Origin of the sequence: Bradyrhizobium sp. ISRA442, assembly GCF_038085055.1 — a bacterium.
Taxonomy (GTDB): Bacteria; Pseudomonadota; Alphaproteobacteria; order Rhizobiales; family Xanthobacteraceae; genus Bradyrhizobium.
The window spans coordinates 51704-66908 of sequence record NZ_JALGCN010000022.1 but is presented as its reverse complement, the minus strand read 5'-3'; the positions used below and the strand labels follow the sequence as shown (position 1 = coordinate 66908).

15 protein-coding genes are annotated in these 15205 nt (G+C 64.3%); 8 read left to right on the top strand and 7 right to left on the bottom strand.

The annotated features are described in order from the left end of the window. Positions 1-84: 84 nt before the first annotated feature. Positions 85-1299 carry an NADP-dependent isocitrate dehydrogenase gene (locus MTR72_RS32260; protein WP_341511807.1) on the bottom strand — a complete coding sequence of 405 codons (1215 nt, stop codon included), beginning with the start codon at positions 1297-1299 and terminating at the stop codon, positions 85-87. A gap of 334 nt (positions 1300-1633) precedes the next feature. On the opposite strand from MTR72_RS32260, the gene MTR72_RS32255 reads away from it, so the two are divergent. Both MTR72_RS32255 and cynS read left to right on the top strand, forming a co-directional pair. Next, on the top strand, positions 1634-2833 hold the full coding sequence (locus tag MTR72_RS32255) for a TrmJ/YjtD family RNA methyltransferase (protein WP_341511806.1): 1200 nt from the start codon (positions 1634-1636) through the stop codon (positions 2831-2833). Between the two features lie 167 nt (positions 2834-3000). Further along, a complete protein-coding gene (cynS, locus tag MTR72_RS32250) occupies positions 3001-3489 on the top strand; it encodes a cyanase (RefSeq protein WP_341511805.1) in 489 nt (162 codons plus the stop codon). Here the strand turns inward: cynS and MTR72_RS32245 are convergent. Then, positions 3476-4303, bottom strand: a complete 828-nt coding sequence (locus tag MTR72_RS32245; RefSeq protein ID WP_341511804.1) for an isocitrate lyase/PEP mutase family protein — start codon at positions 4301-4303, stop codon at positions 3476-3478. The two genes, cynS and MTR72_RS32245, sit on opposite strands and share 14 nt — an antisense overlap. Before the next feature lie 111 nt (positions 4304-4414). Here MTR72_RS32245 and MTR72_RS32240 point away from each other — a divergent pair, with 111 nt between their 5' ends. Next, the gene (locus tag MTR72_RS32240; RefSeq protein ID WP_341511803.1) at positions 4415-5389 is read left to right on the top strand and encodes a LysR family transcriptional regulator; all 975 of its coding nucleotides are present in this window, start codon (positions 4415-4417) and stop codon (positions 5387-5389) included. A 5-nt stretch (positions 5390-5394) separates the two neighbouring features. On the opposite strand, the gene MTR72_RS32235 is transcribed toward MTR72_RS32240, so the two are convergent. Further along, entirely contained in the window at positions 5395-5718 is a 324-nt protein-coding gene (locus MTR72_RS32235) for a DUF1476 domain-containing protein (RefSeq protein WP_341511802.1), read from the bottom strand. A 310-nt stretch (positions 5719-6028) separates the two neighbouring features. Here MTR72_RS32235 and purC point away from each other — a divergent pair, with 310 nt between their 5' ends. After that, positions 6029-6796, top strand: a complete 768-nt coding sequence (gene purC / locus MTR72_RS32230; protein ID WP_008974302.1) for a phosphoribosylaminoimidazolesuccinocarboxamide synthase — start codon at positions 6029-6031, stop codon at positions 6794-6796. Positions 6797-6811: 15 nt separating this feature from the next. Further along, the gene (purS, locus tag MTR72_RS32225) at positions 6812-7051 is read left to right on the top strand and encodes a phosphoribosylformylglycinamidine synthase subunit PurS (RefSeq protein WP_027552583.1); all 240 of its coding nucleotides are present in this window, start codon (positions 6812-6814) and stop codon (positions 7049-7051) included. Positions 7052-7073: 22 nt separating this feature from the next. Here purS and corA read toward each other — a convergent pair whose 3' ends face one another. Beyond that, the gene (gene corA / locus MTR72_RS32220; RefSeq protein ID WP_341511801.1) at positions 7074-8090 is read right to left on the bottom strand and encodes a magnesium/cobalt transporter CorA; all 1017 of its coding nucleotides are present in this window, start codon (positions 8088-8090) and stop codon (positions 7074-7076) included. A gap of 165 nt (positions 8091-8255) precedes the next feature. Between corA and purQ the strand changes: the two genes are divergently transcribed. Continuing rightward, positions 8256-8957 (top strand): phosphoribosylformylglycinamidine synthase subunit PurQ, encoded by a 702-nt coding sequence (purQ, locus tag MTR72_RS32215; protein WP_341511800.1) that lies wholly within the window; start codon positions 8256-8258, stop codon positions 8955-8957. Beyond that, entirely contained in the window at positions 8954-9928 is a 975-nt protein-coding gene (locus tag MTR72_RS32210) for a tripartite tricarboxylate transporter substrate binding protein BugD (RefSeq protein ID WP_341511799.1), read from the top strand. The genes purQ and MTR72_RS32210 overlap by 4 nt, the downstream gene beginning before the upstream one ends. A gap of 9 nt (positions 9929-9937) precedes the next feature. On the opposite strand, the gene MTR72_RS32205 is transcribed toward MTR72_RS32210, so the two are convergent. Beyond that, the gene (locus tag MTR72_RS32205) at positions 9938-10894 is read right to left on the bottom strand and encodes a DMT family transporter (protein ID WP_341511798.1); all 957 of its coding nucleotides are present in this window, start codon (positions 10892-10894) and stop codon (positions 9938-9940) included. Positions 10895-10968: 74 nt separating this feature from the next. Continuing rightward, positions 10969-11448, bottom strand: coding sequence for a PaaI family thioesterase (locus tag MTR72_RS32200; protein WP_280969990.1), 480 nt, complete (start codon positions 11446-11448; stop codon positions 10969-10971). Positions 11449-11631: 183 nt separating this feature from the next. On the opposite strand from MTR72_RS32200, the gene purL reads away from it, so the two are divergent. Next, positions 11632-13845, top strand: coding sequence for a phosphoribosylformylglycinamidine synthase subunit PurL (gene purL, locus MTR72_RS32195; RefSeq protein WP_280969991.1), 2214 nt, complete (start codon positions 11632-11634; stop codon positions 13843-13845). 103 nt (positions 13846-13948) lie between these two features. Here purL and MTR72_RS32190 read toward each other — a convergent pair whose 3' ends face one another. Then, on the bottom strand, positions 13949-15139 hold the full coding sequence (locus MTR72_RS32190; RefSeq protein WP_341511797.1) for an acyltransferase family protein: 1191 nt from the start codon (positions 15137-15139) through the stop codon (positions 13949-13951). Positions 15140-15205: the final 66 nt, after the last annotated feature.

The window sequence follows — 15205 nt, the reverse complement described above, 5'->3', positions numbered from 1 at the left end:
GCGACGGAGCAATCCAGATTTGTCCGATGGAGGGATTCTGGATTGCTTCGCTGCGCTCGCAATGACGAGGTGGCGGATGGTAGCTTACGCCGCCAGCGCCTTGCCCAGGTTCTCGGCGACCTTGTCCAGGAAGCCGGTGGTCGAGAGCCAGCGCTGGTCGGCGCCGACGAGCAGCGCGAGGTCCTTGGTCATGTAGCCGTCTTCGACGGTGTCGACGCAGACCTTCTCCAGGGTGGTCGCGAACTTCGCGAGCTGCGGATTGTTGTCGAGCTTGGCGCGGTGGGCGAGACCACGGGTCCAGGCGAAGATCGACGCGATCGAGTTGGTCGAGGTCTCCTTGCCCTTCTGGTGCTCGCGGTAGTGGCGCGTCACGGTGCCGTGGGCGGCTTCGGCTTCCACCGTCTTGCCGTCGGGGGTGAGCAGCACCGAGGTCATCAGGCCGAGCGAGCCGTAGCCCTGCGCGACGGTGTCGGACTGCACGTCACCATCGTAGTTCTTACAGGCCCAGACATAGCCGCCGGACCACTTCAGCGCCGAGGCGACCATGTCGTCGATCAGGCGGTGCTCGTAGGTCAGGCCCTTGGCGTCGAATTCCTTCTTGAACTCGCGGTCGAAGATGTCCTGGAAGATGTCCTTGAAGCGGCCGTCATAGACCTTGAGGATGGTGTTCTTGGTCGAGAGATAGACCGGATAATTCCGCATCAGGCCGTAGTTGAACGACGCGCGCGCGAAGTCGATGATGGAGTCGTCGAGATTGTACATCTCCATGGCGACGCCGGCGCCGGGGGCCTTGAACACTTCCTTCTCGATCACGGTGCCGTCATCGCCGACGAACTTCAGCGAGAGGGTGCCCTTGCCCGGGAACTTGATGTCGGTGGCGCGGTACTGGTCGCCATAGGCGTGGCGGCCGATGATGATCGGCTTGGTCCAGCCGGGAACGAGGCGCGGCACGTTCTTGCAGATGATCGGCTCGCGGAAGATGCAGCCGCCGAGGATGTTGCGGATGGTGCCGTTCGGCGACTTCCACATCTGCTTGAGGTTGAACTCCTTCACCCGGGCCTCGTCCGGGGTGATGGTAGCGCACTTGACGCCGACGCCGACCTTCTTGATCGCCTCGGCCGCATCGATGGTCACCTGATCGTTGGTCTTGTCGCGGTACTCCATCCCCAGGTCGAAATAGAGCAGTTCGACATCGAGGAACGGGTTGATCAGCTTGTCCTTGATGTACTGCCAGATGATCCGGGTCATCTCGTCGCCATCGAGTTCGACGACGGGGTTGGTCACCTTGATTTTTGCCATGATCGGGGAAGCCTCTTGGGAACGGCGCCTCGGGCGCCAACTGGAATGTCCGGCGCCTCATAGCACCGGGAAGCGGCGGGCGAAAGCCAAGTGATTATGCACTTTTAGCCCATCCAGCTTCCGCAGGCGGGGAGCCGCGGGCGGTCGCCGGCCGCCCCGCGGATGAAGTTTCAGGCGAGATTCAAAAGTCGATTCTAACCCCGTTATTTCCCTTGAGAATTTTGTCAGGACAGGCAAACGACAGGCGGACGGAGCCGGCCCAAGGGCGCGGCTTGAATCAATTCCTTGGAACGCCTGCGCAAGGCCTTGAGAGATAGCGTGAAAGCAAAGCGAGATGTCGGGGACTGACAAGAGCAAGGCGGGCCTCGCCCTCGACGGTCCGATTGTGATCCTGGTCGAGCCGCAGCTCGGTGAGAACATCGGCATGGCGGCGCGCGCCATGGGCAATTTCGCCCTGAGCCGCTTACGCATCGTCAACCCCCGCGACGGTTGGCCCAACATCGCCGCGCAGCGCGCGGCCGCCGGCGCCGACCACATCCTGGAGCGGGTCGAGCTGTTCGACACGGTCGAGGAGGCGGTCGCCGATCTCGACCTGCTGTTCGCCGCCACCGCCCGCGCCCATGACCAGGCCAAGCCGGTGGTCGGGCCCGAGGCGGCCGCGGCCGAGATTTCGGGGCACATCGCGGCAGGGGGCGGGGCTGGCATCCTGTTCGGCCGCGAGCGCTGGGGGCTGACCAACGAGGAGGTGGGCCTCGCCAACCGCATCGTCACCTTCCCGGTCAATCCCGGCTTTGCGTCGCTGAACCTCGCCCAGGCGGTGCTGCTGGTCGGCTATGAATGGTTCAAGCAGGCGACATCCGGCGCGCTGCCGCACGGCATGCCGGAGCGCTCCGAGCGCGCCTCGCAACACCAGATGCAGGCCTTCTTCGATAACCTCGTGCGCGAGCTCGATCGGGTCGAGTTTTTACGTCCGCCCGAGAAGCGCGACACCATGCTGGTCAACCTGCGCAATATTTTCACACGGATGGAGCCGACCAAGCAGGACATGCACACCCTGCACGGAGTGGTCATGGCGATCGCCGAAGGACGCAAGGGCCCGGCCAAGGGCGGCGTGCTCGACGGCGAGCAGGCGACGCGGCTGCGCGCGCTTCTGGCCGAACATGGGCAAAGCGGGGTGCCCGACAGCGGCAGCACGGTGCGCGGGCTCGCGCGACTGCTCCGCCGCAACCCGACCGACGCCGAGCGCCTGCTCTGGCAGGCGCTCACCCGCGACCGCCGCTTCGCCGGCCAGTTCAAGCGCCAGACCCCGGTCGGTCGCCACATTCCGGACTTCGTCTCGTTTCCGCACCGGATCGCGATCGAGCTGGTGAACGTCGGCGAGGGCGAGACCATCGTCGCCGACCGCGCCGCAAGGCGGGCGTGGCTGGAGGCGCGGGACTACCGGGTCATCGAGATGCGGGCCACGGAGGTGGAGCGCGATCTGGAAGCGGAGCTGGCGCGGCTGCAAGCTCTCGTGAGTGCAACGAGCGCCTAGAGCCGCCTTCGCCCTTCCTGCTTGCACTCACTCGTGGGGCAGCCTTTGCTCAATCCATTGGCACGTTTCGTGCAATCGAACGCGACACGAAACGACGTTGCTTCTATTCTGCTTCCCGGACGGGAACGGACTGGCGCGACAAATGGCTAGCCAAGGGAGACCCTGACATGAAGCGTTCCGACCTCACCGAAAAGTTGCTCGACATCAAGCGCGAGAAGGGCTGGAGCTGGAAGTACATCTGCGAGAAGATCGGCGGCTATTCGGAGGTGCTGATCGTCGGCGCCATTCTCGGCCAGATGAAACTGACGAAGCCGCAAGCGGCCAATGCCGGCGAGCTGTTCGGCCTGTCGACGACGGAAGTCGCGATGCTGAACGAGACGCCGATGCGCGGACAGGGCGTGCCGATGCCGCCGACCGACCCGCTGATCTATCGCTTCTACGAGCTCGTGATGATCAACGGCCCGGCCTGGAAAGCACTGATCGAAGAGGAGTTCGGCGACGGCATCATGTCGGCGATCGATTTTGACATGGTGATGGAGCGCCTGCCGAACCCGAAGGGCGACCGCGTCAAGATCACCATGAGCGGCAAATTCCTGCCCTACAAATACTACGGTGCGAGCGGCAACGTGCCGGAGTACGGCTTCAAAGAGGGCTGACCGAAGCGAAGGCCTCGCGCAGCTCCTTGATCGGCGCCATCTCGCGAACAAAGGTGAAGGAGCCGTTCTCCTTCATCTCGCGTGCGCTCCGCAGGAACGCCGCCAGCGCATATCGCGACATGGCGCCGCCGACGCTGATGCGTTTGACGCCGGCTTCGGACAATTGCGCGAGCGTCAGCGTCGGATCGGCAAAGCCCATCACGAGGTTGAAGGGCTTGTTCACCGAAGCGACGACGGTCTTGATCGTGGCAAGGTCATGGACGCCCGGCGCGTAGAGGACGTCGGCGCCGGCAGCCTCGAACGCCCTGAGCCGCCGGATCGTGTCGTCGAGATCGTTGCGTCCGTGCAGAAGGTTCTCCGCGCGTGCCGTCAGCGTGAACGGGATAGACAGCGAGCGGGCCATCTCGACGGCCGCCTGCACGCGCTCGACTGCGAGCGAGAAGTCGTAGATCGGCCGCTCGCCGTCTCCGGTGGAATCCTCGATCGAGCCGCCGACCGCGCCGGCCTCGGCGGCGCGCCGGATCGCTTCCGCCGCGCGCTTGGGATCATGCGCGCCGCAGTTTTCCAGGTCGACGCTGACCGGCAGGTCGGTGGCTGTCGCGATCGCGCGGCAATTGTCTAGGATGGCGTCGAGGCTGACCGTCGAAGTTCCCTGCATGTTGGCAAGACCGAGGCTCGTGGTCGCGAGCGCCTCGAAGCCGGCCGCAGCGAGCAGTTTCGCGGTGCCGGCGTCGTAAGGGTTGGGAATGATGAAGGCGCCGGGGCGCTCGTGCAGGGCGCGAAACGCCTTCGCTTTCTCCAACTGGCTCGTCATGGCTCGTCTCCGCTTGACCTCGTCTGCTCGAGCCACCCTTAGGGGTATTCTCGTCATCCGCCAAATTTGTTATTTCTTTTAATACCATCAGTTTTTTGCATGAGCTCCGCGATGGACAGCGACGCCCTCAACACCTTCCTGGCCGTTCACCGCAAGGGCGGGATCTCGAATGCCGCGAAATTCCTGCATCGTTCGCAGCCAGCGATTTCGCGACGTATTGCACTGTTGGAGCAGGAACTCGGCGTGCCGCTGTTCGAGCGGGTGGCGGGCCGCACGAGGCTCAGCGACGCCGGGCGCGTGCTGATCCCCTATGCCGAGCGCGCGGTCGCGGCGGCGCAGGATGCCGAACAGGCGATACGCGCGCTGACAAGGCAGAATTCGGGGCCGGTTGCGCTGGCCGTGACCGGTACGCTTGCCGACGGCCGCCTGTCGGCCATCATGAAGCGGTTTGCCAAGGAAAATCCCGATGTCACGCTTGCCTTGCGGACGGCGACCAGCGCGGAAGTGAGCGATCTCATCCGGCGCGGCGAGGCCACGATCGGCCTGCGCTACAACACCGATCGCGCTGGCGACCTCGCGTGCGAGCTGGTGCTCACCGAGGCGCTGCAGGTCGTCTGCGCGCCCGATCATCCGCTTGCGGGAAAGCGCGTGAAGCGCCTTGCCGAGCTTCGTGGCGAACGCTGGATCGCGTTCCCGGAGACGCGTGGGCGCCGCGAGATCGCGGCGGCTCACGTGTTCGCGCTGTTTCTCACGCAAGGGCTGGGCGAGGTGGAGTGGACCGCGGTGGACAGCCTCACTGCGCAGAAGCGGCTTGTGGAGTCCGGCTTCGGCCTTGCGCTATTGGCGCGAAGCCATGTGGCGGAGGAGCTGCGTGCAGGTTCGATCGCGACGATCGCGGTCGGCGATCTTGGCATGGAGCAGGATATCGTTCTTGTGACACGTAGCGGCGGCTTCCTGAGCGCGGCCGCTCAACGCCTGTTGGACACGATTCGCCGCGATTATGGCGCGCTCGATGTAGCGACCAAAAGGGGCGTCAAGAAGGGATCGCCAGCGCGCAAGGTCATTGCACGCCGGCGCCGGGCCTGAACAGATTATTTCCCCGCCTTCACCTCCGCGGCCGCCACCGCGGTGAGCTCGTTCATCTTGGCGCGAATCGCCTGTTCGGTGATGGCGACATTCTTGGCGGCGAAATCTGTCACGACCTTGCGCAGCACGTCGCCGTCGCCGGCTTCCTCGAAGTCGGCAGCGACCACCTCCTTGGCGTAGGCCGTTGCCGCATCCCCGGTAATGCCCAGCTTTTCCGCCGCCCACAGGCCGAGCAGGCGGTTGCGGCGTGCCTCGGCCTTGAATTTCTGCTCCTCATCAAGGGCGAATTTCTTCTCGAAACCTTCCTCGCGCTTGTTGAACTCGCTCATGCCTCTTCCAATTCCCTGCTGAATCGACCTCCGGGCCCTCGTTGCGGGCGGCCCTTCGCTTGCCTAGATAGAGAGCACGAATCGGCAAAACAACGAGCCGTTAAGCCGCAGGCAAGACGGTATAAGTTGGCGCCAAACGGGCCGGATCGATTGTGCTGGGACAGCCAATCGGATAGGTTGCCTAAAGGCTTGGTTCCTGTTCTGTTTCCATGGGTTCCAGGCCGTTCACGGCAGCTCCGCTGTGGGTCCTAATCCTTGTCAACCGGAGCACACCAAATTCATGGATTTCAACAAAACACGGTACATCCCCATGAGCCGTCGGCGTCGCATTTATGAAGGCAAGGCGAAGGTCCTCTACGAAGGTCCGGAGCCGGGCACCCTGATCCAGCACTTCAAGGATGACGCCACCGCGTTCAATGCAAAAAAACATCAGGTGATCGAGGGCAAGGGCGTCCTCAACAACCGGATCTCGGAGTACCTGTTTCAGCACCTCAACGACATCGGGGTGCCGACCCATTTCATCCGCCGCCTCAACATGCGCGAGCAGCTCATTCGCGAGGTCGAAATCGTGCCGCTGGAAGTGGTGGTGCGCAACGTCGCCGCCGGCTCGCTGTCGCAGCGGCTCGGCATCGAGGAGGGCACGCAGCTCCCGCGCTCGATCATCGAGTTCTACTACAAGAACGATCAGCTCAACGACCCCATGGTGTCGGAAGAGCACATCACTGCCTTCGGCTGGGCGACGCCGCAGGAGATCGACGACATCATGGCGCTCGCCATCCGCGTCAACGACTTCCTCACCGGCCTCTTCCTCGGCATCGGCATCCGCCTCGTCGACTTCAAGATGGAGTGCGGGCGGCTGTTCGAGAACGAAATGATGCGGATCATCGTCGCCGACGAGATCTCGCCGGATTCGTGCCGGCTCTGGGACATCAAGTCGAACGAGAAGCTCGACAAGGACCGCTTCCGCAGGGATCTCGGTGGGCTGCTCGAGGCCTACACTGAAGTGGCAAAGCGCCTCGGCATCCTCATGGAGAACGAGCGGCCGGCGGGCTCCGGCCCGGTGCTGGTGAAGAGCTAAAGAGGGAATTTCGACGTGAAGGCACGTGTTACCGTTACCTTGAAGACGGGCATCCTCGATCCGCAAGGCAAGGCCATCGAAGGCGCGCTGAAGTCGCTCGGCGTCGACGGCGTCGCCAGCGTGCGCCAGGGCAAGGTGTTCGACATCGAGCTCGCCGGCGCCGACAAGGCCAAGGCCGAAGCCGTGCTGAAAGAGGCCGCCGACAAGCTGCTCGCCAACACCGTGATCGAGAATTACCGCGTCGAGATCGTGTAGCTCTCGGAGCGCCGGCCGGGTGTCACAGCCACCCGGCGCGGCGGAAGCGCACATAGAGCGCGGCGCATGAGATCGCCATCACGCTCAGCAGCACGTAATAGCCGTACTCCCATTGCAGCTCAGGCATGTTCTTGAAGTTCATGCCGTAGATGCCCGCAAGCGCGGTCGGGATGGCGAGGATTGCAAGCCACGAGGCGAGCTTCTTCGAGACCGCGGTCTCCTGCGCCTGGCCGACCAGCAGGCTCGCTTCGAACGCGAAGGCCAGCACCTCGCGCATGGAATCGATGCGCTCCTGGATGTTGCGGACGTGGTCTGTGACGTCGCGGAAAAGCGGCTGCATGGTCGGGCGCACCATCGAAAGCTCATCATGCTCCAGCCGCCGGCACACCTCGACCAGCGGCCCGATTGCGTTGCGCAGTCGCAACAAGTCGCGACGCAGCATGTAGAGCCGCTCGATCTGCTCCTTGGTGATCGCGTGCGACAGCACGTAGTCCTCGATCTCCTCGACCTCCTCGTGAATGCTCTCGAGCACGGGCGAGTAGTTGTCGACGATGAAATCGAGGATCGCATAGAGGATGTAATCCTCGCCGCGGGCGAGCGCCCGCGGGCAGCTCTCGCAGCGTTCGCGCACGGTCGTATACGAGGTCGAGGCGCCGTGACGGACGGTGACGAGATAGCCGTCGCCGATGAAAATGTGGGTCTCGCCGAACGCGATCCGGCCCTCGGCCAGTTGCGCCGTTCGCGCCACGATGAACAGCGCCTCGCCATACTGCTCGATCTTCGGCCGCTGATGGGCGTGGTTGGCGTCCTCGATTGCGAGCTCATGCAGGTCGAACTGCTTCTGCACGGCGGTAAGCAGCGCCATGTCGGGCTCGTGCAGTCCGATCCAGACGACATGACCTGGCTTTGCCCGCCAGCTCGAGGCCTCGCTGATGGCGATATTGGCGACGCGCCGCCCGTCGACATAGGCACCGGCGGCGACGACGCCGTCGGCGGAAACCGGCTCGGCAGGAGATGTCGGGCGTGGCGGGACATTCATGGCTTTCATCCCGGCAAATCGTTCGGCCAAATGGCAGGCTATGGCCTGTGCACAACGCTCTCCGGCGAGGCTAGCACTGGTAAAATCCGCGTCAAATGGTTATGTCTCCTGGCGAATTGGCCCCCGCGCCAGCCCGATTCCAATCCTCGCCCGGAACTTAAAACCATGAAAGCCGCCGTCCTCGTCTTTCCCGGAATCAACCGCGAGCGCGACATGGCGCGGGCGCTGAAGCTGATCTCCGGACACGCGCCCGCGATGGTCTGGCACGCCGAGACCTCGCTGCCGGCCGGAACGGATCTCGTCGTCGTGCCCGGCGGTTTCTCCTATGGCGACTATTTACGTTGTGGCGCCATCGCGGCGCGTGCGCCGGTAATGGATGCGGTGCGCGACTACGCGGACAAGGGCGGCCTCGTGCTCGGCGTCTGCAACGGTTTCCAGATCCTCTGCGAGTCCGGCCTGCTGCCGGGTGTCTTGATGCGCAATGAGCGGCTGAAATTCATCTGCCATGACGTGCATCTGCGCGTCGAGCGTTCCGACACGCCGTTCACGCGCGGCTACAATGCCGGCCAGGTGATCCGCGTGCCGGTCGCCCATGGCGAGGGCAATTACGAAGCGGATGAAGAGACCATCAAGCGCCTCGAAGGCGAGGGCCGGGTGCTCTATCGCTACTGCTCCGCCGACGGCGTGGTCGACGAGGCCCACAACATCAACGGCGCGGCGCATTCCATCGCCGGCATCGTCAACGACAAGGGCAACGTGCTCGGCATGATGCCCCACCCGGAGAACCACGTCGAAGACATCATGGGCTGCACCGACGGGCGCGGCCTGTTTGCAGGGCTCGTCCAGCACCTGGAAAAGGCCGCGTGATTGCATTCGTGTTGAAGCGGCTCTCGGCCGCGATTGTGGTCGCTCTGCTTGCGAGCGCGGCGCTCGCGCAGGATTTTCCCAAGCGTCCGATCACGATGATCGTGCCGTTCGCGGCCGGCGGCACGTCGGACGTGATCGCGCGCACGGTCGCCGAGCAGATGGGCATCGCGCTCGGCCAGACCATCGTGATCGAGAACGTCGCCGGTGCCGGCGGCTCGACGGCACTGGCGCGCGCCTCGCGTGCCGAGCCAGACGGCTACACGATTGCGATCGGTAATGCCGGCACGAACGCCGCGACCTACACGATCTATCCAAAGCTGCCGTTCACGCCGGACTCCTTCGTGCCGATCGCGATGGTGGCGAAGACGTTCGGTATCATCGCCCTGCGCAAGGATTTTCCGGCGAAGGACGTGAAGGAGTTCATCGCCTACGCCAAGGCCAATCCCGGCAAGATCAATCTCGGCCATGCCGGCGTCGGTTCTTCGAACTACCTGATCTGCAAGAGCTTCGTGACGGCGGCCGGGATCGACGCGACGCTAGTCGGCTATCGTGGTGCGGCGCCCGCGCTCACCGACGCGGTCGGCAGCCAGATCGACGGCGTCTGCGATGCCGCCGCCTCCGTCTCGCAGTCGATCAACGAAAAGCTGGTGAACGGGCTCGTGGTTGGCTCCACCGTGCGCCTCGCCACGCTGCCCGATCTGCCCACCTCGGCCGAAGCGGGCCTGCCCGAATTCGAAGCACAAGGCTGGAATGGCCTGTTCGCGCCCAAGGGCACGCCGCAGGCCGTGATCGCCAAGCTGAATGCCGCCGCGCGCACGGCGGTGGAGACCGACGCGGTGAAGAAGCGCTTTGCCGATCTGTCGACCGTTGCGCCAGACGCGGACGAGCACGCGCCGCAGGTGCTCCAGCAGCTCGTGACGCGTGACGTCGAGAAGTACCGTAAAATGCTGGCGGACGACGCCAAGCAATAGCGTTCTGCGCTATCGAAGCTTCAGTCGCTCGGCCGGCACCGTCATGGCGGCCACGCCTGCCATAACCAGCAGCAGTCCCAGCGCGAGGTTGGACGGCACGCTTTCGCCGAGCAGCACCACCGACAGCGCAACGCCGATCGGAATGCGCAAATAGCCCTGCGCATTCGTCGTCAGCGTGCCGAGCCGGCTGAGGCACATATAGAACAGCATCAGTCCCAGGGCGCTGGAGACGATCCCCATGACGATGGTGGCTGCGATCGCCTGCGGCGTCGGATGCAGCGTCCACGGCTGGTCGATGACGAGCGAGGGCGGCAGCAGCACGAGGCCGCCGAACAGGAGCGAGCCGGCTGCCACCACCATGGGATCATAGTCGGACAGCCGCAGGCCGAAGATCGTCGCGCAGGCGAAGGAGATGGTGGCGAGCAGGATCGCGATCTCCGCCACGATCTCGCTGCCGAAGCCACGCAGCGCGTCAAGCCCGACGATAGCGACGGTGCCGACGAGGCCAAGGATCGCGCCTAGGAGCTTCAGGAGGGTTGCCGGCTCGTGCCGCGTGATCAGCGAGGTGATCAGGAAGGCAAAGATCGGCGTCGTCGAGGCCAGCACCACCGTGTTCGAGGCCGGCACATATTGCTGCGACCAGGTGATGATCAGGAACGGGAAAGTCGAGTTGATCAATTGCTGGGTCGCGAACAGCTTCCAGGCCTTGGCGTCCGTGGGAATCCGGACGCCGCGCATCCGCAGGATGGCGAACAGGAACGCGGCGGCGACCAGCGAGCGCACCGAAATGAAGGTGATCGGTGGGATCGTATCGAGCGCGAGCTTGGCCAGCGGATAGGTGGAGCTCCAGCAGCAGGCCAGCGCCAGCAGCAGCGCATAATCGCGCCAGCCGCGCGCGGCACCTGCTGCAATGGTCGGTAAAGGCGTTGGCGCAGCGCGACCCGTCCTTGATGTGCTCTGCGGCACCTTTTGCGTGCTCCCCGGCGCGACAGCGCCTCGCGAAGTCTGGGCGAGGGCGCACCGAAAGGGAAGCCGTCGAGCTATGCGTTTGGCCGAGGTAGCGGCTTCCGCTTCACCCGCTTGATCGTGCCGGAGAAGGTGAACAGCGGCCGTCCACCCGATGTCAGCTTGCCGCGCAGGAAGATCAGCGAGCCGCCGGCGCGGGACACTTCCCCGGTGCATTCGATCAGCTCGCCCTCGCGGGCCGCGTCGAGGAAGTCGCAGGCGAAATTGGTGGTCACGGCCGGCCCATCCAGCTCGTGTGTGGCGATCGCAAACAGGCAATAGTCGGCAAAGGCCATGAAGCATCCGCCATGGACGTTCCCAGCGCCATTGAGGTGCTTCTTCTCGACCCGGAAGGCGCAGCGGACGCCGCCGTCCTCCTCGACCTTGTGCCAGAACGGGCCGATGTGGCTCTCAAAACTGTCGCGAATCCAGGTCCTCCAGCCCGTGAATTCCCCTTCGGTCGCGATGTGCAGGTCGGGGCGGCGGGATAGGGGGGCTTTGGTGAGCTCGTGCAAGGAAATGGGGCCTTCAATTACGGGTCGTTTGCCCTTAAATCCGATCCGTGCGCGCGTTGCAATTCCTGTTCCTGCGGACCCCGGCTGCAAAACGTGGGACAGCGGGAAATTGCGTCATAAAGGGCTTTTCCCGGCCCCCCGATGTTCCTAAGAACGGCCAAACTCGCCGAAAGCCCCGAATCCATGTCGAAGAACGAACCCAAGATCACCCCCGAATTGATTGCCGCCCATGGGCTCAAGCCGGACGAGTATGAGCGCATCCTCAAGCTGATTGGGCGGGAGCCGACCTTTACCGAACTCGGCATCTTCTCGGCGATGTGGAACGAGCACTGCTCGTACAAATCCTCGCGCATCCACCTACGAGGCTTGCCGACCAAGGCGCCCTGGGTGATCCAGGGGCCCGGCGAGAACGCCGGCGTGATCGACATCGGCGACGGCCAGGCGGTGGTCTTCAAGATGGAGAGCCACAACCACCCAAGCTACATCGAGCCCTACCAGGGCGCGACCACCGGCGTCGGCGGCATCCTGCGCGACGTCTTCACCATGGGTGCGCGGCCGATCGCCTGCCTCAATGCGCTGAGTTTTGGCGCGCCCGAACATGCCAAGACCCGACATCTCGTCTCCGGCGTCGTAGCTGGCGTCGGCGGCTACGGCAATTCGTTCGGCGTGCCGACCGTCGGCGGTCAGGTGCGCTTCCACACCCGCTATGACGGCAACATCCTCGTCAACGCGATGGCCGTCGGCCTCGCCGATGCCGACAAGATCTTCTACGCGGCCGCCTCCGGCGTGAACATGCCGATCGTCTATCTCGGCTCCAAGACCGGGCGCGACGGCATCCACGGCGCATCGATGGCCTCGGCCGAGTTCGATGAGAAGTCCGAGGAGAAGCGTCCCACCGTGCAGGTCGGCGATCCCTTCGCCGAGAAGCTTTTGCTCGAGGCCTGTCTCGAGATCATGGAAAAGGGCTGCGTCATCGCGATCCAGGACATGGGCGCGGCGGGATTGACCTGCTCGGCGGTCGAGATGGGCGCCAAGGGCGACCTCGGCGTCGACCTCGACCTCGACGCGGTGCCGACCCGCGAGACCGGCATGAGCGCCTACGAGATGATGCTCTCGGAGAGCCAGGAGCGCATGCTCATGGTGCTCAAGCCCGAGAAGGAGAAGGAAGCCGAGGCGATCTTCAAGAAGTGGGGGCTCGATTTCGCCGTGGTCGGCTACACCACGCCGAGCAAGCGTTTCGTGGTCAAGCACGGCGGCGATGTCATGGCCGATCTGCCGATCAAGGAGCTCGGCGACGAGGCGCCGGTCTACGACCGGCCGCATGTCGAGTCCGCAGCGCTACCGGTCGTGCACGCCCGCGACGTGCCAGCGCCGATGGGCACCGGCGCCGCGCTGGAGAAGCTGATCGGCACACCCGACCTGTGCAGCAAGCGCTGGGTCTGGGAGCAGTACGACCACGTCATTCTCGGCAACACCTTGCAGCGCCCCGGCGGCGATGCGGCCGTGGTGCGCGTGCAGGACGGGCCGAAGGGGCTCGCGCTGACCGTCGACGTCACGCCGCGCTATTGCGAGGCCGATCCGTTCGAGGGCGGCAAGCAGGCGGTGGCGGAAGCCTGGCGCAACATCACCGCCGTTGGCGGCAAGCCGCTCGCGATCACCGACAATCTCAATTTCGGCAATCCGGAGCGGCCCGAGATCATGGGCCAGTTCGTCGGCTGCCTGAAGGGCATCTCGGAAGCCTGCCGCGCGCTGGACTTCCCGGTCGTGTCCGGCAACGTCTCGCTCTACAACGAGACCAACGGCCGCGCGATCCTGCCGACACCCTCGATCGGCGGCGTCGGCCTGCTCGACGACTTCACCAAGTCCGCCTCGCTCGCCTTCAAGGCTGAGGGCGAGGCGATCCTGTTGATCGGCGAAACACATGGCTGGATCGGCCAATCGGTGTACCTGCGCGACATCTGCGGTCGCGAGGAGGGCGCACCACCGCCGGTCGATCTCGCTGCCGAGAAGCGCAATGGCGATTGTGTGCGTGGCATGATCCATGCGGGCACCGCGACCGCCGTGCACGACCTCTCCGATGGCGGCCTCCTGGTCGCGCTGGCAGAGATGGCGATGGCGAGCGGCATTGGTGCGCGCCTCCTGGCGGCGCCGACCGCGCTGATCCCGCAGGCCTATTGGTTCGGAGAGGACCAGGCGCGCTACATTGTCACCGTGCCGGAAGCGGAGGCCGGTCGCGTGCTCGCGAAAATGCGTGGCTGTGAAGTGCCCTGCGTGCGGATCGGCACCACCGGCGGCGATGCGATCGCGATCGCGGGCGAAGCGCCGGTTGCGATAGCCACGCTGCGCGCCTCGTTCGAGCGCTGGTTGCCGGAGTATATGAGCGGGAAGGCGGCGTAAGCCGCCGCCGCATTCTCAAGACCGTAATCCGGGACTGTTCCCAACGGCGAGAGACCCGGATTTCGCGGAGCCTGTCATCGTGCGGCGCTTTGCGCCGGACGCCTCACAGCACCCTCGTTGCCCCGGGGATCTGGCGCAAGGCGCGCGTCAGCGCCCAACTGAACGCGACTGTCAGCACGAATCCGATCGTCGCCTTGATGATCGCAGGCAGGTCATAGTCGAACAGCCAGTATTGCAGCCAAAGCGCGATCGGGTAGTGCACCAAAAACATGCCGTAGGCGTCCGCCTGCATCGGATCGAGTAGCTTGGCTGAGCCCGATTGTCTGAATCTCTGGAAAAGGGCCAGGATCAGAAACATGATAGCCACGCTGAAGACAGCGAAGCAGATGGCATAGAGCCCCTCATACCAGTTCGGCAGCGGCGACGGATTTCCCAGTATTTCGCGCTTGATGTAGATCAGCACCCAGAGCAGGCAATACGGAACGATCGCCAAGACCATCCAGTCCCAGCTAACCCTCGCCATCCGGCCGTCTGCCGCGAGCAGGCCGCGATCCATATTCGTGACGCCGATGCCGGCACCGAAAAAGAAGTAGCTCGCATAAAGCATCACGCGCCCGTGCTGCACCGAGAACGGCCCGAACTCGAACCAGCTACTTGGTCCATAATGCATCAGCCCAGGAACATAGAACGCTGCGGTGACGGCAAGCATGACCGCGAAGAACATTTCGGGCCGACGGCGACCGTGCAGCGAGAGGCGGTTGATCGGATCGAGCAGGGTGGGTGACAGCCGATACAATATGCAGGCCACCACGTCGAAGCCGAGCAGGACCCAAAGGAACCAGATCGGTCCGCTCGGCCACGGGCCCTTCGTGACCATATTCCACCAGTATTCCGAAAAGCCGATCTCGGGATGGTGTCGGAGCGAGATGGCGTAATAGGCGAGCGGAATGACCGTGAACGCGCAGATCACGAACGGCAGGCCAAGCCGAAGCAGGCGATCTGCCAAATAGTTCAGCGGTCCCTTGCGGGCGATGCCCGACCACGCAAACAAGCCCGACAGGAAGAAGAACATCGCCATGAAGAAGCTGTCGGTGGCCAGCACGACCATGTCGAAGCCGAAGAAGAATTTCGGATCGGTGTGACCGAAGTAAGTATATGGGATCACCGCGTGATGCAGCAGCACCACCAGCGTCAGGAAGGTGCGGGCGCGATCGAGTGCCAGGTTGCGCGCCTTGCTCTTCGGCGCTGCGTCCGCCTCGACGCCGATCGTCGCAGACTGTGAGATCGTGATCATGGCCGCCCCGGTTTGCGTTCCTGCCCCGGTCCGACTGTGCCGCCGGGAACCGGATTCAGCAAGGGC